The organism is Wujia chipingensis, assembly GCF_014337155.1.
In the GTDB taxonomy this organism is placed as follows: domain Bacteria; phylum Bacillota; class Clostridia; order Lachnospirales; family Lachnospiraceae; genus Coprococcus_C; species Coprococcus_C hominis.
Map to the genome: position 1 here is coordinate 1,546,465 of NZ_CP060632.1, position 24,189 is coordinate 1,570,653.

Sequence of the window (24,189 nt, forward strand, 5' to 3'; positions counted from 1 at the left end):
TCTATCTTGGTACCTCAACCATAATATATGCCTCAATGATATCGCCTTCCTTGATATCATTGAATCCATCCATAACAAGACCACATTCAAATCCTGTCTTAACTTCCTTTACGTCGTCCTTGAAACGCTTCAGAGATGCAAGCTCACCCTCGAAGATCTGCTCACCTTCCCGGCTGATACGAACTTTGCAGTTTCTCTGGATCGTACCATCTAATACATATGAACCAGCGATTGTACCAACACCAGAAGCCTTGTAAGTCTGACGAACCTCTGCATGACCGATGACCTTCTCCTCGAAGATTGGATCAAGCATACCCTTCATCGCACTTTCGATATCCTCAATCGCATTGTAAATGACACGATACAGACGGATATCAACCTTCTCACGCTCTGCAACTTCCTTCGCCTGATTGTCCGGACGAATATTAAATCCAATGATGATCGCATTACTTGCAGAAGCAAGAATTACATCACTCTCATTGATTGCACCAACACCGGAGTGGATACATTTAACTGCCACTTCCTCGTTGGAAAGCTTAAGCAAGCTCTGCTTAACCGCCTCTACAGAACCCTGTACATCTGCCTTGATGATAAGGTTCAGATCCTTTACATTACCTTCCTGAATCCGGTTATAAAGGTCATCGAGAGACATACGCTGCTTTGTATCTGCAATCAGTTTTTCCTTGCCACGGTTGATAAATGCCTCGGAAATCGTACGCGCTTCCTTCTCATTTTCTGTGGCAATTACAATCTCTCCAGAATTTGGAACGCCATTTAAGCCAAGTACCTCAACTGGCATAGATGGAGTCGCCTCCTTCACCTTGCGCCCCTTATCGTCGAACATCGCACGCACCTTACCATGCACATCACCGATTGCCAGACAGTCGCCCACATGCAAAGTACCCTTCTGTACCAGAATGGTTGCAACAGAACCACGTCCCTTATCAAGCTGTGCCTCGATGACAATACCACGTGCCTTCCGGTTCTTGTTTGCCTTGAGCTCCAGGATCTCAGCGGTCAGGATGATCATCTCCAGAAGGTTATCAATACCTTCCTTTGTATGTGCAGATACCGGACAGAAGATTGTCGAACCGCCCCAGTCCTCTGGTACGAGCTCGTATTCCATCAACTCCTGCTTTACACGGTCGATATTCGCACTTTCCTTATCAATTTTATTGATTGCAACAATGATCTCGATGCCAGCTGCTTTCGCATGGTTGATTGCCTCTACGGTCTGTGGCATAACACCATCATCGGCTGCAACTACAAGGATTGCAATATCTGTTGACTGTGCACCACGCATACGCATCGCTGTAAATGCCTCATGTCCCGGTGTATCCAGGAATGTAATCTTCTGACCATTGATAGATACTACAGACGCACCAATATGCTGTGTAATACCACCAGCCTCACCAGCTGTTACATCAGAATTACGGATTGCATCGAGCAGGGATGTCTTACCATGATCAACGTGTCCCATAACGCAGACAACTGGTGGTCTGGAAGTCATATCTGCCTCGTCCTCTTCCTCCTCACGGAGAAGTTCTTCGATCACATCAACCTTTTCCTCTTCCTCTGCAATGAAGTTGTATTCAAGTGCAATGTCAGCTGCCTCATCAAATGGAAGGTCAGAGTTTACATTGTACATCTTACCTGCCATAAACATCTTCTTGATCAACTGTGCCACTGGCACCTTGATCTTACTTGCAAGCTCGCCGACAGTCAGTACCTCTGGCAGCTTGATTGTCTTGATCACTGGTTCTACCGGCTCCTGCTTCTTGGGTGCTGGCTGATGATTCTTGTTGTTATTATTGTTCCGGTTATTATTGTTGTTAAACCGGTTGTTATTATTGTTGTTATTTCTTGTGTTACGGTTGTTGCTTACCGCGTTCCGGAAATTTGTACCACGGCTCTCCTGCTTGGCTCCATTCTGGTTATTGCCATTTGCAGGCTTGTTGTTATTATTCTTGCCCTGATTATTTCCATTATTGTTCTGCTTATTGTTATTATTTCTGCCCTGATTGTTTCCGTTATTGTTATTATTTTTACCCTGATTGTTGTTGCGGTTCTGGTTGTTATTATTGTTATTGTTCTTCTTATTCTGGTTATTCTGATTACCGGAATTGGAATTGTTGTTTGGCTTTGGCTGCACCTTCTTGTTCTCCTGCTTTGGTGCTTCCTTTTTTCCTTCTTCCTTCTTTGGCCCTGCCTTCTTCGGCTCTTCTTTCTTTGCCTCAACCGGCTTGTTTCCGCCCAAAGACTCCCGCACAAATTTCATCATTGCATCATCAATGCTGCTCTGTGCTTTTAACCCTTCTTTTTTACCGCTCAATATATCAATAATCTGACTGCTTTTTACTTCTTTTCCAAGTTCTGCTGTCAACTGTTTTGCAAACTCGTGTACTCTCATGGGTTACACCTCCAATCTTAAACTAATCCAACTTGTCAGAAATCTGTTTTGCCAGACCTGCATCTGTCACTGCAAGTACCGTCCGCTCCTGTTTTCCGATCTGTCTGCCGAGCGTCGTGCTGTCAAACGCAATCGTATACGGAATCTCGTAATACTTGCATTTATCCATGAATTTCTTCTGCGTATTGCCCGATGCATCCTCTGCGATGATCACGAAATATGCAACGCCCTCCTGAATCGCTTTCTCGGTCAGGAATCCGCCGCTCTGTACTTTTCCTGCTTTTGCAGCAATCGAAAGCATAGACAATGCACGATTCTGATTTTGTGCCAACTATATCATCTCCTCTGCGATGGTCTGGTAGATTTCTTCCGGAATTTCCGTCTTCAACGAACGCTCCAGTGCTTTTGTTTTCTTTGCTTTCTCCAAGCACGCCTGATTCAGACAGATGTAAGCACCACGTCCATTTTTTCTTCCGGTCTTGTCCAGACATATCTCATCTTCCGGCGTCTTAATGACTCTGACAAGCTCTGTCTTTGGTTTCATCTCCCGACAGCCTACACACTGTCGAAGTGGTATCTGCTTTGCCAAGTTATCTACTCCTCATCTTCATAGTCATCGGCGTAATCGTCGTCATAATCATCTATAATCATACCCAGATCACGTGCCTGTGACTCACTCTTGATATCAATCTTATAGCCTGTCAGCTTTGCAGCCAGACTTGCGTTCTGTCCTTCCTTACCAATTGCAAGGGAAAGCTGATCGTCTGGTACAACAACTCTTGCACACTTCTTCTGCTTTCCGTCCTGCTCTTCTGTGTACGCCTGTACCCAGATTACATCGGATGGGCTTAATGCATTCTTGATATAAACCTCTGGATCTTCATCCCATGCGATAACATCGATCTTCTCGCCCTTTAAATCATCGACGATTGTATTGACTCTCGCACCTGCCATACCTACGCAGGCACCAACTGGATCTACGTTTGGATCTAACGAACGAACTGCAAGCTTCGAACGGGAACCTGCATCTCTAGAGATACCCATGATCTCTACAACACCATTCTGGATCTCTTCAATCTCATTTTCAAACAAACGCTTTACAAGCTCTGGATGGGTACGGGATACGTGGATGTTAATACCTGTATTGTTCTTCTTATCCTTTCCGTCCTTACGCTTGTTTTCTTTCTTCTCCGGTTTTTTCACTTCAACCACATACAGCTTAATATGGTCGCCAACCTTGTAATGCTCTGATTTTACCTGCTCATTTTCCTTGAGTCTGGTCTCTGTCTTCTCATCGAGGCTGATATAGATCGTATTGTCTACGAAACGCTGTACCACACCGTTTACAATGTCATGCTCCTTGCAGGCAAAACGCTCGTAGATCGCATCACGCTCACCCTCTTTGATGTTCTGGATGATAATGCTTCTTGCCTTCTGTGCTGCCATACGTCCAAAGTCCATAGACTCCAGTGGATACTCTACGAAATCACCGATCTCGTACTTGTCATCCATTGCTTTTGCTTCTGTCAGGGAAATCTGATTCTCATCATTCTCGACTTCCTCTACAACTTCCTTCTTGCGTACAACTGTGATCGCACCAGTCTCACGGTCCATATGTGCTTCCACAAGTACATTCTTTCCATAATCTTTCTCACATGCTGCAACCAGTGATTTTTCAATCGCCTCCATCACCAGTTCCTTGCTGACACTTTTTTCGCGCTCTAATTGATTTAAAGCATCAATAATCTCTGACATTTTTTTATCCTCCTCTTCTACTCAAATGCCAATCTTATCATAGAAATATCGTTTCTTGAAAATTCTTTTGGTTCTTCCGCCGGATCGAGCTGCAATGTGATCGTCGTATCAGTGTATCCTGTCAGGATTGCCTCGAATTCCTTACTGCCATCCACCGCACGGTAAAGTTTTACCTCTACCTTTTTGCCAAGATTCCGTTTAAAATCCTTGTCCTTCTTGAGCGGTCTTGTAAGTCCCGGTGAGCTTACTTCCAAAATATACGGGTCTGTCATCCGGTCCGCAGCATCCAGTTTTTCCTCCAAGCTCCGGCTGATCAGAACACAGTCATCAATATTGATGCCGCCTTCCTTATCCGCATACACACGCAGATAATAATCAGAGCCTTCCTTTACGTACTCTACATCCACTAGCTCAAACCCATGCTCTTCGATAATCGGAGTCACAAGTTCTGTGCAGTGTTGTTCAATTTCCTGTTTTTTCACGTCTGCCACCTTTCTGACTTTTTTGCCTTTTCAAAAACAAAGAGTGGGTTTTTACAACCCACTCTGCGTCATCTGTATTCAAGTCTTATATATTATAACATGTTTTTATTGTTTTGCAAGTACCTATTCCGCCTTTTTTACAAGTTTTACCTGCAATGCCTGTATCGTACCGCCTCCAGTATACGTGCCATTTTTTCCCCAGTCCGTCCAGCCCTGTGCCGACACATAAACGCGGTACAAAATATCATAGGAATCTGAGATTCCGCCTGTGAGATTGATCCGGATTCCAAGCAGCGGTTCCTTCTGTCCAACACTGCCCGCCTGTTCGCCGTCCTTCCGCCATGCACTTTGTCCCTGTGCCGTCTCAACCGCATACCGGACATTTCCTTTCGGGACATATGCGCCAAGCTGGATGCGCACCGCTTCAACGGATTTTTCCTGCTTTGTATATCCTGCCACAATGCCGTCCATTTTTGCTTCCTGCCAGCCAAAAGTCTGCATATGAACCGTATATACAATACCAGCATCCACTTCAGAAGTCAGAATACCCGCCTGTTTTTTGAGATAGCTATATAGATTCTGAAGTTCCACCTGTGTACCATTCTCCTTCAGATAAGCATATCGGAACAACGCAAATCCATCATATCCCATGCCATAGATATGCGCACATTGTGTTGCCAGATTATCCTCGCGAAGCGCCCAGTCCAGATCGGTATCTGAAGTTTCCCCCACCCGGTAGAGTGCAAGCCCGGCATACAGCTTAATCTCCGGGTTCGTATGCAGCGTCTGCCATACCTCGCACCGGTTCGAAAACATCGGAACTTCTTTTCCATCTGTCACATAGCGATCCGTCCAGTAAATCTGCGGCATCACATAATCCACATATCCTTCCTGTGAAAGCCACGTATCAATATCTGCCCCCTGACTTCGTGCATAATCCGGATTTCCTGCCGGACTGATTCCGAACTCACAGTCTGGACGTTTCTGTTTGACCGTCTGGTATACTTTCTGGACAAGTGCATTTACCGCCTGCATTTTTTCTTCCTGTGGCAGCGTATCCTGCATGCCGTCAACAAAGAAATAATCATCAAAATGAATACCATCCACTGGATAGCGTTCTAAGATCTCTGCCACCTGATTTACGACTAACTGCTGTGCCTCCGCACTTTGCGGATTCAACACCAGACATGTACCATTTTGCCCCTGATATTCAAGTATCATAGACTGGTATTTCGCATAGAACGGTGTATGTTCAAAGCTTGCCGTCGTTTCTTTCCCCAGCGACAGCCGATACGGATTGATCCACGCCTCAAAACGAAGTCCCTCCTCATGTGCCACAGCTACCATGATCTCATACGGATCATAGCCTGGATATGTCCGGGTTTTGGACATATATTCGGAATACGGAAAATAGTCCGATGGATAAAAGGCATCTCCCATTGCCCGCGCATGTACGATCACCGTATTTAAGCCATATCTTTTCACGGTATCATACATGGCATGCACCTTCGCCCGGAAAGCCGCCTCGCTTTTATCGGATAATTCCGATTCCATATCGATATAGGAAATCCAGCACGCACGCTTTTCCATCTCCGTATTTACCTGCATAGGCAGATAAACAGCAACCTGCCTGCTCTGCATCGAAAATAAAGAAGAAAGCAGACAGACTACCACGATGATTCCTGCCAGATATCGTCTTATAATCTGCATATTTTACGCATCCGTTATCTCTTATAACTACTTATATGCAGATTATTTCTTTTTATGTTCATGAAGTGCTGTAAATAACAGCAGTCCTCCACCTGACGCTACCAGCAGTGTAATCACGATACCAAGCGCCATAGAATCTCCAGTTTTCACCGTATCATCACTTGCTACAACTACCGGTGTCTGCACCTGTGTGGAAGTCGAGCTTGCCTTTGGGTTCACGACTAAGGTTGCTCGGGTCGTTGCAGTTTCGGTCGTTGTAGCTATCTCAGTTGTTGTTCCATTTTCTGTGGTCGTGCTTTCCGTCGTTGTCACTTCAGTTGTTGTACTTTCTGTGGTCGTGCTCTCAGTCGTTGTTATTTCTGTTGTCGTACTCTCAGTCGTTGTTGTCTCTGTCGTTGTTGTCTCTGTCGTCGTTGTCTCTGTGGTTGTAGCTTCCGTGGTTGTCGTCTCGGTTGTTGCCACATTGTATGGATAAAAATGTGATTCCGAACTCGCATTTACATTCTGTGCGATTACCTGCCCTTCATGATTGCCGCCGATCAGTGACACATTTCCAGATGGCGCAATGATATGACCAGTCAGAAAACTTGCTGTAATATTCTTGGCATCCGGGAAGTTCCAGACGAGTCCAAAGCCACCACTGTAATACTGACCGCCCTGTGCACCTTCCGGTCTGTTTTTCGCCAGATTGAAGAAGTAATTGTTGTTCAATGGAGTTCCACCAATTTCAATCTTACCAGTATCCAATGCATAATCCCCGTCTCCGGAAATGGAGATTGTATAGGCATTTGAGAAAATGTCTTCCGCAGTTACATTTTTCAGAATCACACGCTTTGCATTTGAGAAATCTGTCCCGCTGACGGTGATCGTCTTAGAATCTGCAAAGTCAATGATCAGGTCTCCCTGTTCCATATAGCCTGCCTGCCCAGCCTTCTCCAACGCCTGCGATTCCTGTTTAATAACACCAAACGCTTCGTCCATATTGATATAATCATCTGCCACTTTCACCATACGGTTTGTCAGCCAGTCTTTGTACGACATATGGCTTTCTGTATAGTAAAAATTCGTATCAATCCCCGTTGTATCATTCCACGAACCGGCATGATAATCGGCAAGATCGATCAGGTATCGCGCATAGGACGCCGCTGCTTTCACCTTTCCCACTGTATTTTTCAGGTTCAATTTATTTCCTACCATGATCGCACCGACGGTATCTGCTACATAATCGCCCTCCAGATCGTTTTGTACGAAATAGCTGTAATGCGACAGGATATAATCAATATGATATTCGTCCTCATATTTTTTATTGCTGACCTGTGTTTTTTGCGTGTTCGCATTTAAGACAGACACGCCACTGATTTCATCATACGCCTCCATCTCCGTTGCATCAGTTCCCGTCGCATCTGCCTGTACACCGGTATCTCCGACAAACATCGTTTCCGCAGACTCGATGTCTGTATCATCACCGTTCTCTCCTGCCGTTGCATCCTCTGCTGTCGCATCTGTCACAGTCGCTGTCTCCGCAAAAGCGACCTCCAGATTTTCACAACCGAAAATACATGCCACTCCGACCACACCTGCTACAATGGACTGTCGGATTCTCCTTGTCGTTTTCTTTCTCATAAAAAATGCTCCCTGCATACATTCACATAAATGTATGCAGGGAGCGCTTGTCCTGATTCCAAATTTATTTTTATGACGCCTGCTCGAACTGGCTGTTGTAGAGATCCGCATAGAAGCCCTTCTTCGCAAGCAGCTCCTCATGCGTACCGCTCTCGATGATATCGCCATCTTTCAATACAAGGATCAGATCAGCATTCTTGATTGTAGAAAGCCGGTGTGCGATTACAAACGAAGTTCTTCCCTTCATCAGTTCGTCCATGGCTCTCTGGATGATAAGCTCGGTTCTCGTATCGACAGAGCTTGTCGCCTCATCTAATATCAGCATCGGGCGGTCTGCAATCATCGCACGGGCGATGGTTAGCTGCTGCTTCTGTCCCTGTGACAGGTTAACCTGATCATTCAACACCGTGTCATAGCCCTTCGGCAGACTGCGGATAAAGCGGTGCAGACCAACCGCCTTGCACGCCTGCTCGATCTTTTCTTCCGGTACATTCTCCTGGCTGTATACGAGATTCTCACGAACCGTTCCTTCAAAAAGCCATGTATCCTGTAATACCATACAGAACTGGTCGTGTACTTCTTCCCGCGTCATATCCTTGATGGATACACCATCGATTTTTATATCGCCATCTAAGATTTCATGGAACCGCATTAAAAGATTCACCATCGTTGTCTTACCGGCACCGGTCGGTCCGACAATTGCAACCTTCTGTCCCGGTTTTGCTACAGCTGAAAAATCATGGATGACAACCTTATCGCTGTCTTTATAGCCAAACTTGACATGCTCAAAGGATACCTCACCCTTCACATCGTTCAGCTTTTTCGTCTTAGTGCTCTCATCTTCCATCTCTTCTGCGTCGGTAAACTCAAATACACGTTCACCGGCAGCAGCCGCAGACTGCAGTGCCTGCATCGCCTGTGCGATCTGACTGAGTGGCTGTGTAAAGTAACGTACATACATCATAAACGCAATAATCACACCAAATGATATTTTATCATTCATTACAAGAAGCGCACCGACAATACAGACCGCCACATAGCCAAGGTTACCGATGAATGTCATGAGTGGCATCATAAGTCCGGAGAGACACTGCGCCTTAAAGGCACTGTCACGCAGATTTTCATTCATCTTATCGAACTTTTCCTTTGATTTTTTCTCGCCATTATACGCCTTCACAACTGTGTGTCCGGCATAGATCTCCTCAACATGTCCATTGATTTCCCCCAGATGCATCTGTTGTCTCGCAAAATATTTCTGGGATTTGCTCATGATCAGAGCCATGAATACAAAGCCTAGCAGCGTTGAAAGTATCGCTGCAACCGTCATTATGATATTTGTCTTTATCATCATAATGAGAGAACCAAGAAGCAGCGTAACCGCTGTCACAAGATTTCCCATGCTCTGATTAAAGGATTGTGCAATTGTATCAACATCGTTTGTTACACGGGATAATACATCCCCTGTTGATGTCTGATTGTAAAACCACATCGGCAAGCGGTTGATCTTCCTTGAGATGTTGCTCCGGAGTCCCTTTGATACCTGCTGTGTTACATACCCCATAATCAGGTTCTGGACCAGAGATAACAACGCACTGCATCCATAGAAGCAGATCAGCGTGATTCCAATCCGTTTGATTCCGTCCATATCAATCCCGGTCATTACACCCTCGGTGATAAGATCGGTCATCTTGGATAATTTATCCGGTCCGATCAATGTTAATACGGTTCCAATACCTGCACAGATAATCGCGAATATCATGGCACCCCAGTATTTCTTACAGTTCGTAAGGAGCTTTGCCCATGTACCTTTGAAGTTCTTTGCTTTTTCGCCGGGGCGCATGCCTCTGCCCGGACCGTGACGAGGAACCTTTGGAGCACGATTATTCTGACCTACTTCATAATTATCTTTTTCCATTATGCAAGCTCCTCCTTTGATAACTGAGAATATGCGATTTCCTGGTACACTTCGCAGTTCTTCATAAGTTCGTCATGCGTTCCCATACCTGCGATCTGTCCATCGTCTAACACGATGATCTTATCCGCATCACGGATTGTACCGATTCGCTGTGCAACGATGATCTTCGTCGCATCCTTACATTCCTTGCGCAGTGCTTCCCGAAGGATTCTATCTGTCTTATAGTCAAGTGCCGAGAACGAATCATCGAAGATCAGGATCTCCGGCTGTCTGGCAATCGCACGCGCAATCGACAGACGCTGTTTCTGCCCACCTGAGAAGTTTGAGCCACCCTGAGCCACATACCCGTCATAGCCCTGATCCTTCTTCTCAACAAATTCACTTGCCTGCGCTACTTTTACCGCCATCGCAATGTCGTCCTGTGTAGCAGGTGCTTTTCCGTTTTCGCCATATGCCACATTGTCAGCGATTGTTCCGGAGAACAAGATTGCTTTCTGGCTGACATATCCAATTTTGTTATGCAGTGCTTCCTGCGTATATTCCTTGACATTCACGCCATCGACGAATACCTCACCCTCTGTTGCATCATAAAACCGCGGAATCAGATTGATAGCAGTACTCTTGCCACATCCGGTTGCACCGATAAACGCGATTGTCTCGCCCTTCTTCGCAGAGAAAGAAATATGCTCTAATACATATTCCTCTGCGTCCGGATATTTGAAGCTGACATCCTTGAATTCCACTTCCCCATCTTTCATAACCGGGAACGTATCTCTCGTTCCATCCTCAATGGATGGTTCAGTATCTAATACTTCCAAAATACGCTTCGCTGCAACCGATGCCCGCGGCAGCATAATAAATATCATAACCAGCATCATGAACGACATGACAACCTGCATTGCATACGAGGAAAATACAACCATATCCGAGAATAATGTGAATTTTTCCTGCATATCCTGTGCATCGTTGATCAAAACCGCGCCAATCCAATATATTGCAAGCGAAAGGCCATTCATGATCATCATAATCGTCGGCATCATAAATGCCATAGTCTTTGATGTAAACCAATGGGTATCTGTCAGATCCTTGTTGACCTTCTCAAACTTCTCCTCCTGATATGCTTCCGCATTATAGGCGCGAACAACGTTCAAGCCTGTCAGATTCTCACGTGTTACTTGATTGATATCATCCGTCAGACTCTGTAAGCGTTTGAACTTCGGCATACATAAGCTGACGCAGATAATAACGACAATCAATAATACAACAACCGCAACGCCCGTGGAGAGTGTCCACTGCCAACTCTTATCAACAATCTTCAAGATAGCCATCACCGCCATGATTGGTGCCCGCAACATGATGGACAGCCCCATTACAATCAACATCTGCACCTGAGTCACATCGTTTGTAGAACGCGTGATCAGACTCGCTGTTGAAAACCGTCCGATCTCTTCCATTGAAAAAGACTGTACCTTGTCAAATAACTTTCCACGTACGATTGCACTGAAATTCGAAGCAATCCGTGATGCACAGACAGCTACCAGTACCGTTACCAATAAACTGCCAAACGCACAAAGTAACATTTTTCCACCTGCAATCAGGATATCGTGCATCGCACTATCCTGTGTCGTAATCAGTGATGTAATTTCCCGCATATAATCCGGCAGCTTTAATTCGAGCCAGACCTGTGCCACTACAAATACCACACTGAAAAGAGCCAATACTACTTCCTGTTTTCGGAAATTCTTAAAAATACGTAACATTCCATGCTCCTTTCCATTTTCTGTAAAAACTTTTAATGAACATAAGCCATTATAGCACTCGAATTAGCACTCAGCAATACCAAGTGCTAACAATTCATAATCTTTTCACATATTCCACACATTATTCGACTATATCCAGAATATCCTCTGGCTTCTTCGCAAAGACAGTTGCACCAAGCGACTCCAGAAATGCCCGGTCACGGAAACCCCATTCCACTAAGATGCAATCTACACCAGCATTTTTTGCAGTCGCATAATCCACATCCGAATCGCCGATATAGATTACCTCATCTTTTTTAAGATCAAACTCCTTCAATACCTCATATACGGAATCCGGTGCCGGTTTCTTACGCACACCTTCGCGTTCACCGATTGCAACATCAAACTGTCCGACAAAGAAATCCTTCACCAGATCCTGCACGGCAAAGTCCACTTTATTCGATACAACTGCTGTCATATAGCCCTGTGCACGAAGCTTTGTAAGCAGATCATTGATCCCATCGTATGGTCTTGTCGTATCCATGCAATGATCTTTATAATAGATTTCAAATGTTGTGAACACGGCTTCGATGTCTGCATCTGAAGTTCCGGCTGGAACCGCACGTTCAATCAGCTTATGGATTCCATTTCCGACGAACTGACGCACCTCTTCCAATGTCCGCTCCGGAAATCCATGCTCGCTAAGCGCATAATTGGTTGTATTCTTCAAATCCTCCAACGTATACAGAATCGTTCCATCCATGTCAAAAATAAGCATCTTGTATTTCTTCATATTCTTCATCTCCATAATACAAAAACGCCTGACATGCCAAAGCGGTATATCAGGCGTTCTATTAATCTTTTTTATTGCTTAGTTTCCAGCCATCTGAGCTGCTACTTCTGCTGCGAAATCCTCGTTCTTCTTCTCGAGACCTTCACCTGTCTCAAAACGAACAAACTTCTTGATTGCAAGCTTGCATCCATTCGCCTTTGCTACGTTTGCAACGTACTGGGCAACGCTTTCCTTGTTCTCAGCCTTTACATACTCCTGCTCAAGCAGACAAACTTCCTTGAGTTCCTTGTTCAGACGTCCCTGAACCATCTTCTCAATGATATTATCAGGCTTGTTTGCATTCTTAGGATCATTCTTTGCCTGTGCAACAAGAATCTCAAGCTCGTGAGCCTTGTACTCCTCAGATACTTCATCTGTAGAAACATACTTTGGATTCATAGCTGCAACCTGCATAGCGATATTCTTCATGCACTCGTCAATAGCCTCACCGGATGCATCTGTATCAGCCTCAACCAATACACCGATCTTTCCGCCTGCATGAATATAAGAAACGATATGTCCGTCTGTGCTGATCTTGGCAAAACGACGGATGTTCATGTTCTCACCGATCTTAGCAACCATAGCAGCATGCTTCTCAGCAACTGTCATAGAAGGATCCAGTGCCCACTTCTCATTCTTAAGTGCCTCTACATCCTGAACGTCTGTAGAAACGATCTGATCAACAACTTCCTTAACATATGTCTGGAATACTTCATTCTTAGCAACGAAGTCTGTCTCGGCATTTACTTCAACCATAGCTGCCTTCTTACCGCCATCAACAACAGTTGTCATAACGATACCCTCTGCAGCGATTCTTCCTGCCTTCTTTACAGCAGTTGCAAGTCCTTTCTCACGAAGGAACTCTACTGCCTTGTCAAAATCGCCGTCAGTCTCTGTAAGAGCCTTCTTACAATCCATCATACCAGCGCCAGACATCTCTCTTAACTCTTTTACCATACTAGCTGTAATAGCTGCCATTTTCTTGTCCTCCTAAACCGATACTTCTTACTCTTCTGCTGCGTCTGCCTCTGCTGATTCAGCCTCCTCAGCTGACTCAACATCTGCACCCTGGTTTGCCTCGATAACAGCATCTGCCATCTTAGAAACGATCAGTTTTACAGCTCTGATAGCATCATCGTTACCTGGAATTACATAATCCAGCTCTTCCGGATCACAGTTTGTATCTGCGATACCAACAAGTGGAATACCAAGTGTGTGTGCCTCATGTACGCAGTTTCTCTCTTTGCGAGGATCTACGATAAAGATCATGTCAGGAATGTCCTTCATATCCTTGATACCGCCAAGGTTCTTCTGAAGCTTCTCCATCTCCTTCTTGATCTCGATAACTTCCTTCTTAGGTAATACATCAAATGTACCATCCTGCTCCATTGCTTCGTACTTCTCAAGCTTTGCAATTCTTGTCTTGATTGTCTCGAAGTTTGTAAGCATACCACCTAACCATCTCTGGTTAACATAGTACATACCACATCTCTCAGCCTCAGCCTTGATAGAATCCTGTGCCTGCTTCTTTGTACCAACGAAAAGAATCTTTCCGCCGTTTGCTGCGCAGTCAAGAACTGCCTTGTAAGCCTCGTCTACCTTGCCAACAGACTTCTGAAGATCGATAATGTAGATACCGTTACGCTCAGTATAGATATACTCAGCCATCTTAGGGTTCCATCTTCTTGTCTGATGTCCAAAGTGAACACCTGCCTCGAGTAACTGTTTCATAGAAATAACGCTCATAACTTACCTCCTGGGTTATAAAATATTTTCTTCTGTGAGCTTCTTACAGCCGTGTGTCAAGCTGTCTAGTGAAAAACCATCGCGTTATATGGCACCCTTTTCACCGATTCACTCACATGTTTTTTCACACGAAGCCGATTATAACATAAAAAAAAAGTGCATACAAGCACTTTTTTTATTTTCTATGGTAATTTCCATGATTTTACTGTTTTGTTGTCAATATCTTGGCAATCTCCTCATAAGACATACCGGTTTCAAGAGAAAAATTACCGGTTTCAAGCTTCATATCGTATCCGTTTGCGACAAGAAAGCTGTTGAACTTGGACGCATCATCGACCAGACCGGCATTTGCAAGTGCCGAAGCGATTGCCTCCGAACTCATACCACTAGAGATTGTAACCGTTGTCTGCGTTGACGTATCCGCCTTTTCTGTAGTTGAAGCCTCAGTGGTTGCTTTCTCCGTTGTTGTTTTTTCTGTCGTTGCCTTCTCAGTTGTCGTTGGTGCTTCCGTTGTCGCCTTCTCGGTCGTAGCTTCCGTCGTGATTTCCTCCGTCGTTGTCTCCTGCGATGTGACATCCGACTCCAAAACATACTCCGATTGTTTCACCATGCCAAGCTCCTGTGCCCGTTTGATTACATCTTCATCACTCATGCGATTCTTACCCGAAGTCATATATGCAGCAAACATAATCAATGCACCAAACAAAATACCAACGCCAAGTCCGCGTACAAAATATTTTCTCTTCATTACTTTGCCTCTCCTTGATATAAGTCTACTACCAGTTTTACTTCACCAACACCAAGTCCCAGATGCTTTGCGATTTCCAGAATACTGAGTCCCGCCTTGTGCATCTCTAAAATCATATCCTTATTGTCGACATTCTCCAGTTCTTCTCTTGCTTCCTCTGGAAGTGGTGTCTCCTCTAAATCCCGGATTGCATCGTCCAGATCAGCATCCGTTTCCGGCTGTTCCTCTGGCTGTACCGGTTCCTGTGTCTCTGGTTCTGCAACCGGCGTCTGTACATTCTGGCTGTCCCTGACAATGTTCTGTGCCGCCTGTTCCTGCACCATCAAAGCGATTTCTTTCTTATATTCATCAATCATATTGACCGTAGTCATGATCTCCTTCTGCTTGTCGGAAAGCATATCATACAGGAAAACAACCTCCTTGTGATTGCGGTCGATCTCCTCGTTGACAGACACTGCATAATCGCCAAGTGCAAGCGTCTTCTGGTTTACGATCTCTGCCAGACGTGTCTCAATATCTGCAAGCTTCCCGTCCACCTGTTGATCCATGTAATCGCGGATCAGGGTATCAATCTTCTCTTTCTGCTCCTGTGTCAGTTCCTTTGGAATCTTCACTACCCCTGCGCTTTCCTCTTTTTCCTCAGAAAGTTTTTCTGAAAGAGCAAAACTGACAAATATAAAGATTAAACCGATTACAATTAAAACAATGACTGTTGTTGACATTTTCTCTTACCTCATCTCATATTTTTAAATCAATATTTACGCGGTTGATACCGGTATGTGTTTCCGTATCCTCCGTTTTTGTTTTCTTCTTTTTACCGGAATAGAGATTTTGATATTTATTTTTTCCCTCTTCCTTTGCATCCGGACTTTGCTCGTAATATGCCGCTTCTTCCTTCTGCACGACCGTTTCCCGCACTTCGCGTTCCTGCTCCTGCGTCTCATGCAATGCATTCTGACTATGCAGGATACTCTGTGCATCCGCATTCTGCTGAATAGAAGCAATCGGTGTCGATGCCTGTGTTGCAACTAATGGTGAAATCATTGCTATTCCTCCTTTTTCAGCCGTTTTTTAAAACGGTGTCGGTTTTACAACGCCATCTGCAATTTTATACCAGCTATGCTTATCCACATCCTTCACAGCATAGGACTGGTTGGATATATAAATCATAACGCCGCGATACGCATTTCCAAGCACTTTGACGCTGCCTTTTTTCCCCATCGTCAACTGGATACGCAGCTCCTGCAGGGTATCATTTTTCTGCTGATATTCTGCTTTCATCTCCTCGGCACGTTCTGTATACGTCTTAATCTGCTTTACGTTCTCCGGTGTCAGCTTGATTCCTCGTTTTAACTTTTCTTTATAGACATTCAGATACGAGGTTGTCTCCTCTATGGCTGTCTTCAGATCCATGACCTGTGGGACCAATGCTTTTGTCTGTTCATACAACTCCGGTTTGACACCAACCTTGACTATCGTCTGTGTCTCCATACGGTTGCCAATACTGTTTGCTTCCACATACGTCTCGCAGATCAGTTCACCGCCCACAATAAAGCCTTTTCTGCCGTGAATAACAACCTTTCCACCTGACTGGATATGACTGTGCAGGATAGAACCTGCAAGCACATCACCATCTGCAAATACATTGGCACTTTCAAAGAACTGTGCACAGATATCGCCTCCGGCACATAGCTTGCCTTTGCCCATGCCCTGTACGCCTCGTTTGATCACAATGTTACCACCGGCAATCAGGGTTGCCCCTTCCACAACGCCGTTAATCTCGATATCACCCTTTGCACGAATCGTAAATCCGGTTCGCACCGTACCTGGTACCATTACATTTCCTTCGTACTCAATATCCCCGGTTGATGCATCAACATCCGCAGCGACCTTATAGGTATCTGACACAAACACCGTGCCTTCCGCCAGCGTGACATTTCCATTGACGTTGCTTGTGAGCAAGGTACCATCCTCGGACAATGTAATATTCCGTCCATATTTTAATTTCCGGATCTTCGGTCGATTCTGCGGAATTGTTTTTCCATAGATATTCATTCCTGGTTTACCCGGATCATGTGGTGTCAGCTTCGCAAGTTTATCGCCCTCATTTACCGCTGAAAAAAGATTCAGTGCATGGAAATCCACGCTTCCATCTTCTAATACTTTCGGTTTTGCAAGCGGTTTTGTGTTGAAGAAATATTCAATCACCGTATCTTTCGCCGGCATCGGTGCCATGCCCTTCGCGATCGGGATATTCGTACAATAAGTACGCGTCGTCTTCAGCTTCTCCATGACCGGTTCCAATATCCCGTACAGAATTTTCTCCCGTTCTAATTCCGCGCGGATTTCCCGCCCTGTCATCAGTTTTCCGCCTGTTGACGGCGGATAAAAACGGATATATGCAATCATGTTATCTTTTCCAGTGATAATCGTTGCACTCTCATCAAACGCCTTTGCACAAGTATCACTGATCTTGATCTGCAGAGGTTTCTCCTGCAGCAGATCCAGTGTTTTACGCAGTGCATCAATCGAAAATCCTGCAAATCCTTTCTGTTCTAAAAAAGAAACGACCTCGCGGATATCCAATCGTTTTCCATCTTCCTTCGGCGGAAACACGTCCAGATAAGTTCCGTCCTCTTTGATGCGGATTTTAAAAAAAGAGTTTTTATATTTCATAGGCATTTCCTCAACCCATCATCAGTGCAAAATTATCGTTCATACATCGGCGCATCTTCGTCAGCGCCTTGGAATGTAACTGTGAAATGCGGGATTCGGACACTTCCATCACCCGGCTGATCTCCTTCAAGGTAAGATCTTCATAATAATATAAAAGTACCACAGTTTTCTCTTTTTCAGTCAGCATCGAAAGTGCTTCGGTCAACTGTGTCTTCAATTCCTCTTTCAAAATCCGGTTCTCCGGATTTACACCCGTACCGTGATAAGCAGGTGCCTTCACGTCATTCCCCTGCTCCATAAAATCATCCAGCGACGAAATGTTTGTCACATTCGTCTGCTGCATCCATGTATCATATTCTTCCTCCGAGATTCCTAGCTCTTTTGCCATATCTGCGTCAGAATAATTCGGTCCTTTCAATGCTTCGAGCTTCTTGGACGCCTCCGTGATTGATTTTTGTTTCTGGCGAACCGAACGTGGAATCCAGTCCATCTTCCGGATCTGGTCAAGAATTGAGCCACGGATACGAAGGCTTGCATACGTCTCGAACTTAATGCCTTTTCCATAATCGAATTTATCGATGGCGTCAATCAGTCCGAATATTCCATAGCTTACCAGATCATCGTATTCCACGTTTGCCCCAAGGTAGATGGCAAGTCTTCCTGCAACCAGCTTCACCAGAGAAACATATTCCATTATCAGTTCTTCCCGAACGGCTGTGGATTTGGAATGACTATATTCGATCCATAATCGTTCTTTTTTATCCAAGATTGCCATGTACAGCAACACCCCTTATTTTCCGTTATACGTGGTTTTGCGCATCCGTACCTTCTTCCTCCGGCGGTGCCTCCTCCATATCCACTTCTTTTACCTCTTCCATATTGCGGATCTTATCGATCAGCTTTAGTGCAATCGTCGCAATCACGTAAAATACGATGATCACGATCAGCAATATGATCAGAGAGCGTACAAGACTCCGTTCATATTTCATATTGAGCAGCCATGTAATAAGTGCCGCCAACAAAACAATAAACGCTCTTGCATTTTTATATTTGTCTTTCGTCTCCAACTATATCGTCTCCAACCTATATAATGTGTGTCTGCTTTCCGGCAGTCACTACGGTCAAATCTTTGGTTACCGGATCAAATACAATGGTACGTCCATAATTTAATCCAACATCCTCCGACACGATTTTGATTCCATACTGCTTCAGGACTTCCCGCACGGCTTCCACGTTTTTCTCTCCGATATTCCCCATTGCGGTATCAGAAGAAAACTGGAACATCTTCGCGCCACCGGCAATCTTGGCAATCATATTCTTCCGGCTGAGTCCCTGTTTTTCCAGTTCCTCCACCAGTGCCTGTATTCCGGTATCTGCGAATTTTAATTTATTCTGGTTCTGTCTGATCTTTGTACTGTCAGGAAGCATAATGTGAACCAATCCTGCAATATTTTTCGTACGCTCATATAATACAATCCCTACACAGGACCCAAGTCCAATGGTTGTAATCGTATCCCCCGCCATGCAAGTGTTCATATCTGCTATCCCAACCCGGATAACATCATTCAACGCCTGCACCTCCAATTCCAAGCTTCAAAAGCAACTGATCGAAGGAATGCATCTCTGAGATCAACATGATGTATCCATCAATCTCCTGATTGCCTGCTTTAAATCCAGAATTGATCAGCAGTGCCTTGTCACTTACCATGCCATATTCGATACATGGTACACTCAGAATCGCGCCTGCCATATCAATACAGATCTGCGGCTGGGAGTACCTTAGCTCCATCCCGGACAGGTTCTCTAACGATGCAACGTACGAACCGATCAGGATGTTCGCGATTTCTCCAATCGCAGACATTCCCATCTCGCTGTGCCAGTCCTGTGTCTGTCCAAGCAACACCTCGGACAAATGTCTGGCATCGTCTAATCCAAGCACAAACAAGATCATCGCATTGAACGAACCATGTAGCCGGCTTAATACGCCGACAACAGATGTCTCCGGTCCGCCAAGTGCATTCTCAAGTTCGTTAAAATCATATAATTTTACCGTTGGAGCACTCATGCTGAGTTTAGAAGACAACAGTACAGAAAGTGATGTCGTCGCATTTCCCGCTCCAATATTTCCAAGCTCTGTCAAGGCATCTTTTACCTGCTCCGATAACTGTTCGGTATGTTTTTCCATGGCATACACCTTTTCTTATTCGTTGTCAATATCTGCAATCAGCGCACCAATATTTAAAAGTGAGATCAGGGATTCGTTATACTTTCCTACACCAGTCAGATATGTACGTGTATCTCCACTCTCTGTTGCAATCTGCTCAATATCGTCATCCGTCAGGGTAACTACCTCACGCACCTCATCCACTAAAATACCTATTTTTGCATTTCCCTCTACCTTGAGGATCAGGATACGGGACGCATTCGTATTTTCCTTATCCGGCAATTCAAATTTCCGTCTGAGGCTCATAACCGGAACAACCTCACCACGCAGATTGATGATGCCAAGGAAGTACGGCTGTGCATGCGGAACTCTTGTAATCTTCTGCAGACGGACAATATTATCAATATAGGTAATATCAATTCCGTACTGTTCATTGTCAAATTTTAAAATAATATACTGCTTTGCGCTATTCGCTACTGCATTTCCATCCATGTATGTGCACCTCCCTTACACCAATGTGTTTGAATCAATAATCAAAGCAACTTCACCATTTCCAAGAATCGTTGCACCACTGATCATCTTTGGCACATGAATGTATTTTCCAAGTGACTTGATAACGATCTCCTGCTGACCGAGCAGCTTGTCGATCACAAGACCCGCCTGTTTGTCACCCTTCTTTACAATTACAACGATCTCGCCCTCATCCTCGATGGCATCCTCGTCCTTTTCAATCGGATCAATATCCAGAACCTCGTTCAGACGTACAAGTGGGATTACCGAACCACGCAGGTTGATAACCTCTTTTGTATGTACATAACGGATATCCTCCGGCAAAATCTCCTCAACCGTCACAATAGAATTTAATGGGAGTGCATACTTCTCGCCGGATACCTCTACCATCAATGCCTGAATGATTGCAAGTGTCAGAGGCAGTCTTACAATAAAGGTTGTTCCCTCACCAAGCTTTGATACAACCTCGACATCACCGCCAAGTCCCTCAATCTTGTTCTTTACAACATCCAGACCAACGCCTCGGCCGGATACATCGGAGATCTTCTCTGCGGTTGAGAAAGCAGGCATAAACAACAGATCAATTGCATCTTTTTCTGTCATATATTCTGCCTGTTCCTCTGTGATCTGTCCCTTCTCCAGTGCCTTGCGCTTGATCTTTTCTACATCGATGCCCGCACCATCATCGCTGACCTCAATGGTAACATTATTTCCATCCTGGTAAGCATCCAGACGAATCGTACCAACCTGTGGCTTTCCTAACTTCAGACGGTCAATCGTGGACTCCAGTCCATGATCGGCGGCATTTCGAAGCATATGCATCAATGGATCACCAATCTCATCGATAACCGTACGGTCAAGTTCGGTATCCTCACCAGTCATGATCAACTCCATCTCCTTGTTGAGCTTCTTGGAGAGATCACGGATCATACGTGGGAACCGGTTCACTACGCTCTCGATTGGAACCATTCGAACCTTCATAACCGATTCATGCAGATTCGTTGTGATACGCTCTAAGTATTCAATCTGTTCGTTGAAAGACTGATCCTGGGAGGAAAGGGTTCCTGTCACAGAGACAAGTCCATTCTTCGCAATAATAAGCTCGGACACCTGATTCATCAGATCATCCAGCTTCTCGATATCGACACGCACCGAACGATTGACAACCGGCTTTCCAGACTTGCCAGCTGGCTTCTTCTCTTCCTTCTTTTCAGGTGCAGCCGCCTTGGCAACTGTCTCCTCTGGCTTTTTTTCTTCTTCCTTTGCCTCTGTCTGCGCTGGTTCTTCTTCCTTCAGTTCATATTCCTCAATTACTGCCTCCTCGATCTCAGAGACATTCTCGATTGCTTTCTTTACTTCCTCCAACGATTTGTCAGAGATGATAAACATGGAAAAATCAAGGTCAAACTTTTCATCCTCGATATCCTGTACACTTGGTACGGATTTGATAATCTCGCCCTTGTTCTCCAACCCCTTAAATACAAGGAATGCACGTGCAGCCTTCAGCAGACAGGTTTCCTGAATATATACCGTTGTGGCATATACATGCATGCCCTGTGCCTTCGCCTCACTGATTGCATTCTTCTCGAAATCAGCCAATGGGATAGACAGATATTTTCTACGGTCACCGCCCTCTGGCTTTTTCTCCTCTTTGGTCTCTTCTTTTGTCGCTGCCGCCTGTGCTTCACCACTTCCTGCCAGACCATTCTGCAAAACAGCATTTAACTGTGCAATCAGCTCATCATTGTCCTCCGTACCTTCATCCGAGGTTTCAATGATGTTGGTCAGATATCCCTCTAATGCATCCAGACATTTGAATACGATATCAACCAGATCCGCATTGACGTTCATCTTTCCGTTCCGGATCTCAGAGAACACATTCTCCATATCATGTGTCAAGCGCTGCATACGCTTATATCCCATCGTTCCTGCCATTCCCTTTAATGAATGGGCAGCTCTGAAAATCTCATTTACCGTATCAACGTTCTCCGGCTCTGACTCCAATATCAGCACCTGATCATTGAGTGTCTGTAAATGTTCTTTTGATTCATCAATAAAAATCTCCAGATATTGACTTAAATCCATTCTTGCACCCCTACTTTCTTTGTTATCTCTTCCGCAATCTGCTGCAGATCACACACACAGTCACAAAGTCCGGCATCACGGATTGCCTTCGGCATTCCATATACGGTACTACTTGCCTCATCCTGCGCGATCACATAGACCGGCTTGTGCTTTGCAAGTTCCTGTGTGCCCTTCGTTCCATCTGCACCCATTCCGGTTAAAATGACACATATGATCTCGTCATATGATACATGACTTAAACTTGAAAGCATGACATTTCCACACGGTTTCAAGCCCCCGATTGGCGGTGTCTCATCGAAAAACACTTCACAGCCCTTCGCTGTTTCATGCAGTGCCAGATGGGTTCCACCCTTGGCAATGTAGACATGACCATTCTTTAATACATCGCCCTCTGCAGCCTCCTTCACAGATACCGCGCTCTGCTCGTTTAATCGCATCGCAAGTGTCTTCGTAAATCCCTCTGGCATATGCTGTACTAAAACAACCGGTGCAGCAAGATTTTTCGGAAGCTTTGGTATCACAGACTGCAGTGCCCGTGGTCCACCAGTGGAACACACAAGTGCCACCAGTTTTTTTCCGTTTTTCTGTCTATGCTTTTTTTTGATGATTACAGGTTTTTCCGGCTCCATGGTACAAGCAGCCTCCGCCTTATGCAGAGTGCGTTCCTTTACCTCCACTGCCATACAGAGTGCTTTTTTGATCTTCTCAGCATACCTCTGCACATCCTTTTGAAAGATATGTTCCGGTTTCCGGATAAACTCAATCGCGCCCAGATCCAGTGCTGTAAAGACTGCATAGGAATCCTCTCTTGCACTGAATACAATAAATGGAGCAACAACACCTGCTTCCTTCGACTTTTTGATCAAGGTCAGACCATCCATCTTTGGCATATCGATATCCGTCATAACAACGTCAATATCGTTCTGCTTCGACAGATATGCATAACCTTCCTCTCCATCCGCCGCAAGATATGCAACTGTAAATCCATCAATATGGTTTATTATATCAGACATGACTCTTCTCATGAGTGCAGAGTCATCTATTAGTAATATTTTTTTAGGATCGTTTTCCATTCGCTATTTCCATTCTTTCACTTTCAAAAATAAAACGAACAATCTTATCACGCTCGTCCTGTGTTATTTTCAAAAATTCCATACGCTGTTCAAACATATCCGAACGTTCGCGTACAGGTGTACTTGATAATATACGCGCAAATAAATTAAACTGTAAAATTTCTCCGACAATAGAGACCATGAATTTTACCTTTACCACTTCGTTGCGCTCAATGTTGGTTCTCTGGTTCAGTCTGAGACCACCACCACTGATATCTACAATTCGTGCCGGCTGCCACGGCAGGGCATCCTCCGGGACAGAGATATCATCTGGAATTCCCGTATCATATTCTTCATCCGAAACCACTCTGATCTGCGCATCGATCAGGCAGTCATACCGGTAAAACTGCCGCCGCTGCACCTTCTCCAAGGCACCAAGCAGCTTGATATCAAGGAAAAACAGATTTCCGCTCTTATAACGCGAAGTTACCTGTACATTGCATTGCAGCAAGCCACGCTCTGTATAAAAGCATGCCGTATAACGCTCATCTAAATCCAAAGGTACGATCCGTCCCTCAAAAATCGGCATCGCAATCTGTAATTTATCCTGATCCAGAATATCATAGATTTTGCTCACATAGACCTTTTTATTCTGCTCGTTACGAATAACCTGATCGAGTCGCACCAATTCAATTTTATTACCTATCGCTATTCCCATTCATACGTACCATCTTTTCCTTTT

At 44.8% G+C, this 24,189-nt stretch carries 24 protein-coding genes; all 24 read right to left on the reverse strand.

Going from position 1 to position 24,189, the window contains the following annotated elements; translation table 11 throughout:
• Position 1 precedes the first annotated feature (1 nt).
• On the reverse strand, positions 2-2,410 hold the full coding sequence (gene infB / locus H9Q76_RS07205) for a translation initiation factor IF-2 (protein ID WP_021985407.1): 2,409 nt from the start codon (positions 2,408-2,410) through the stop codon (positions 2-4).
• A gap of 22 nt (positions 2,411-2,432) precedes the next feature.
• Positions 2,433-2,741 carry a L7Ae/L30e/S12e/Gadd45 family ribosomal protein gene (locus H9Q76_RS07210; protein WP_227572767.1) on the reverse strand — a complete coding sequence of 103 codons (309 nt, stop codon included), beginning with the start codon at positions 2,739-2,741 and terminating at the stop codon, positions 2,433-2,435.
• On the reverse strand, positions 2,742-2,954 hold the full coding sequence (gene rnpM / locus H9Q76_RS07215; RefSeq protein WP_242995490.1) for an RNase P modulator RnpM: 213 nt from the start codon (positions 2,952-2,954) through the stop codon (positions 2,742-2,744).
• Positions 2,955-3,004: 50 nt separating this feature from the next.
• Positions 3,005-4,165, reverse strand: a complete 1,161-nt coding sequence (gene nusA / locus H9Q76_RS07220; protein ID WP_021985405.1) for a transcription termination factor NusA — start codon at positions 4,163-4,165, stop codon at positions 3,005-3,007.
• A gap of 17 nt (positions 4,166-4,182) precedes the next feature.
• Positions 4,183-4,647 carry a ribosome maturation factor RimP gene (locus H9Q76_RS07225; protein ID WP_021985404.1) on the reverse strand — a complete coding sequence of 155 codons (465 nt, stop codon included), beginning with the start codon at positions 4,645-4,647 and terminating at the stop codon, positions 4,183-4,185.
• A gap of 123 nt (positions 4,648-4,770) precedes the next feature.
• Complete coding sequence (locus H9Q76_RS07230) at positions 4,771-6,357, reverse strand: family 10 glycosylhydrolase (RefSeq protein ID WP_227572765.1); 1,587 nt, start codon at positions 6,355-6,357, stop codon at positions 4,771-4,773.
• 42 nt (positions 6,358-6,399) lie between these two features.
• Positions 6,400-7,980, reverse strand: a complete 1,581-nt coding sequence (locus tag H9Q76_RS07235; RefSeq protein WP_249320879.1) for a collagen-binding domain-containing protein — start codon at positions 7,978-7,980, stop codon at positions 6,400-6,402.
• A 70-nt stretch (positions 7,981-8,050) separates the two neighbouring features.
• Positions 8,051-9,895: an ABC transporter ATP-binding protein gene (locus H9Q76_RS07240; protein ID WP_177980872.1), complete on the reverse strand. Its 1,845-nt coding sequence runs from the start codon at positions 9,893-9,895 to the stop codon at positions 8,051-8,053.
• Positions 9,895-11,655 (reverse strand): ABC transporter ATP-binding protein, encoded by a 1,761-nt coding sequence (locus tag H9Q76_RS07245; protein ID WP_118544952.1) that lies wholly within the window; start codon positions 11,653-11,655, stop codon positions 9,895-9,897. The genes H9Q76_RS07240 and H9Q76_RS07245 overlap by 1 nt, the downstream gene beginning before the upstream one ends.
• 121 nt (positions 11,656-11,776) lie before the next feature.
• The gene (locus tag H9Q76_RS07250) at positions 11,777-12,427 is read right to left on the reverse strand and encodes an HAD family hydrolase (RefSeq protein WP_021985399.1); all 651 of its coding nucleotides are present in this window, start codon (positions 12,425-12,427) and stop codon (positions 11,777-11,779) included.
• A gap of 78 nt (positions 12,428-12,505) precedes the next feature.
• On the reverse strand, positions 12,506-13,444 hold the full coding sequence (gene tsf / locus H9Q76_RS07255) for a translation elongation factor Ts (RefSeq protein ID WP_118373327.1): 939 nt from the start codon (positions 13,442-13,444) through the stop codon (positions 12,506-12,508).
• Between the two features lie 27 nt (positions 13,445-13,471).
• Positions 13,472-14,212, reverse strand: a complete 741-nt coding sequence (gene rpsB / locus H9Q76_RS07260; protein WP_021985397.1) for a 30S ribosomal protein S2 — start codon at positions 14,210-14,212, stop codon at positions 13,472-13,474.
• A 202-nt stretch (positions 14,213-14,414) separates the two neighbouring features.
• Positions 14,415-14,960, reverse strand: a complete 546-nt coding sequence (locus H9Q76_RS07265; RefSeq protein WP_021985396.1) for an endolytic transglycosylase MltG — start codon at positions 14,958-14,960, stop codon at positions 14,415-14,417.
• On the reverse strand, positions 14,960-15,682 hold the full coding sequence (locus tag H9Q76_RS07270) for a DUF6115 domain-containing protein (RefSeq protein ID WP_021985395.1): 723 nt from the start codon (positions 15,680-15,682) through the stop codon (positions 14,960-14,962). Before H9Q76_RS07270 ends, H9Q76_RS07265 begins: the two co-directional genes overlap by 1 nt.
• Positions 15,683-15,698: 16 nt before the next feature.
• Positions 15,699-16,004, reverse strand: coding sequence for a hypothetical protein (locus H9Q76_RS07275; protein WP_021985394.1), 306 nt, complete (start codon positions 16,002-16,004; stop codon positions 15,699-15,701).
• A gap of 27 nt (positions 16,005-16,031) precedes the next feature.
• Positions 16,032-17,636, reverse strand: coding sequence for a DUF342 domain-containing protein (locus H9Q76_RS07280; RefSeq protein WP_021985393.1), 1,605 nt, complete (start codon positions 17,634-17,636; stop codon positions 16,032-16,034).
• A gap of 10 nt (positions 17,637-17,646) precedes the next feature.
• Positions 17,647-18,411: a FliA/WhiG family RNA polymerase sigma factor gene (locus H9Q76_RS07285; RefSeq protein WP_117781246.1), complete on the reverse strand. Its 765-nt coding sequence runs from the start codon at positions 18,409-18,411 to the stop codon at positions 17,647-17,649.
• A gap of 25 nt (positions 18,412-18,436) precedes the next feature.
• Positions 18,437-18,703, reverse strand: coding sequence for a hypothetical protein (locus H9Q76_RS07290; RefSeq protein WP_021985391.1), 267 nt, complete (start codon positions 18,701-18,703; stop codon positions 18,437-18,439).
• 16 nt (positions 18,704-18,719) lie between these two features.
• Positions 18,720-19,205: a chemotaxis protein CheD gene (locus H9Q76_RS07295; protein WP_021985390.1), complete on the reverse strand. Its 486-nt coding sequence runs from the start codon at positions 19,203-19,205 to the stop codon at positions 18,720-18,722.
• Positions 19,198-19,821: a chemotaxis protein CheC gene (locus H9Q76_RS07300; protein WP_021985389.1), complete on the reverse strand. Its 624-nt coding sequence runs from the start codon at positions 19,819-19,821 to the stop codon at positions 19,198-19,200. The genes H9Q76_RS07295 and H9Q76_RS07300 overlap by 8 nt, the downstream gene beginning before the upstream one ends.
• A 15-nt stretch (positions 19,822-19,836) precedes the next feature.
• Positions 19,837-20,292 carry a chemotaxis protein CheW gene (locus H9Q76_RS07305; protein WP_021985388.1) on the reverse strand — a complete coding sequence of 152 codons (456 nt, stop codon included), beginning with the start codon at positions 20,290-20,292 and terminating at the stop codon, positions 19,837-19,839.
• A 15-nt stretch (positions 20,293-20,307) separates the two neighbouring features.
• Entirely contained in the window at positions 20,308-22,395 is a 2,088-nt protein-coding gene (locus tag H9Q76_RS07310; protein WP_021985387.1) for a chemotaxis protein CheA, read from the reverse strand.
• Positions 22,386-23,408, reverse strand: coding sequence for a chemotaxis-specific protein-glutamate methyltransferase CheB (cheB, locus tag H9Q76_RS07315; protein WP_242995487.1), 1,023 nt, complete (start codon positions 23,406-23,408; stop codon positions 22,386-22,388). The genes H9Q76_RS07310 and cheB overlap by 10 nt, the downstream gene beginning before the upstream one ends.
• Before the next feature lie 43 nt (positions 23,409-23,451).
• Entirely contained in the window at positions 23,452-24,165 is a 714-nt protein-coding gene (locus H9Q76_RS07320) for a flagellar brake protein (RefSeq protein ID WP_021985385.1), read from the reverse strand.
• Positions 24,166-24,189 lie beyond the last annotated feature (24 nt).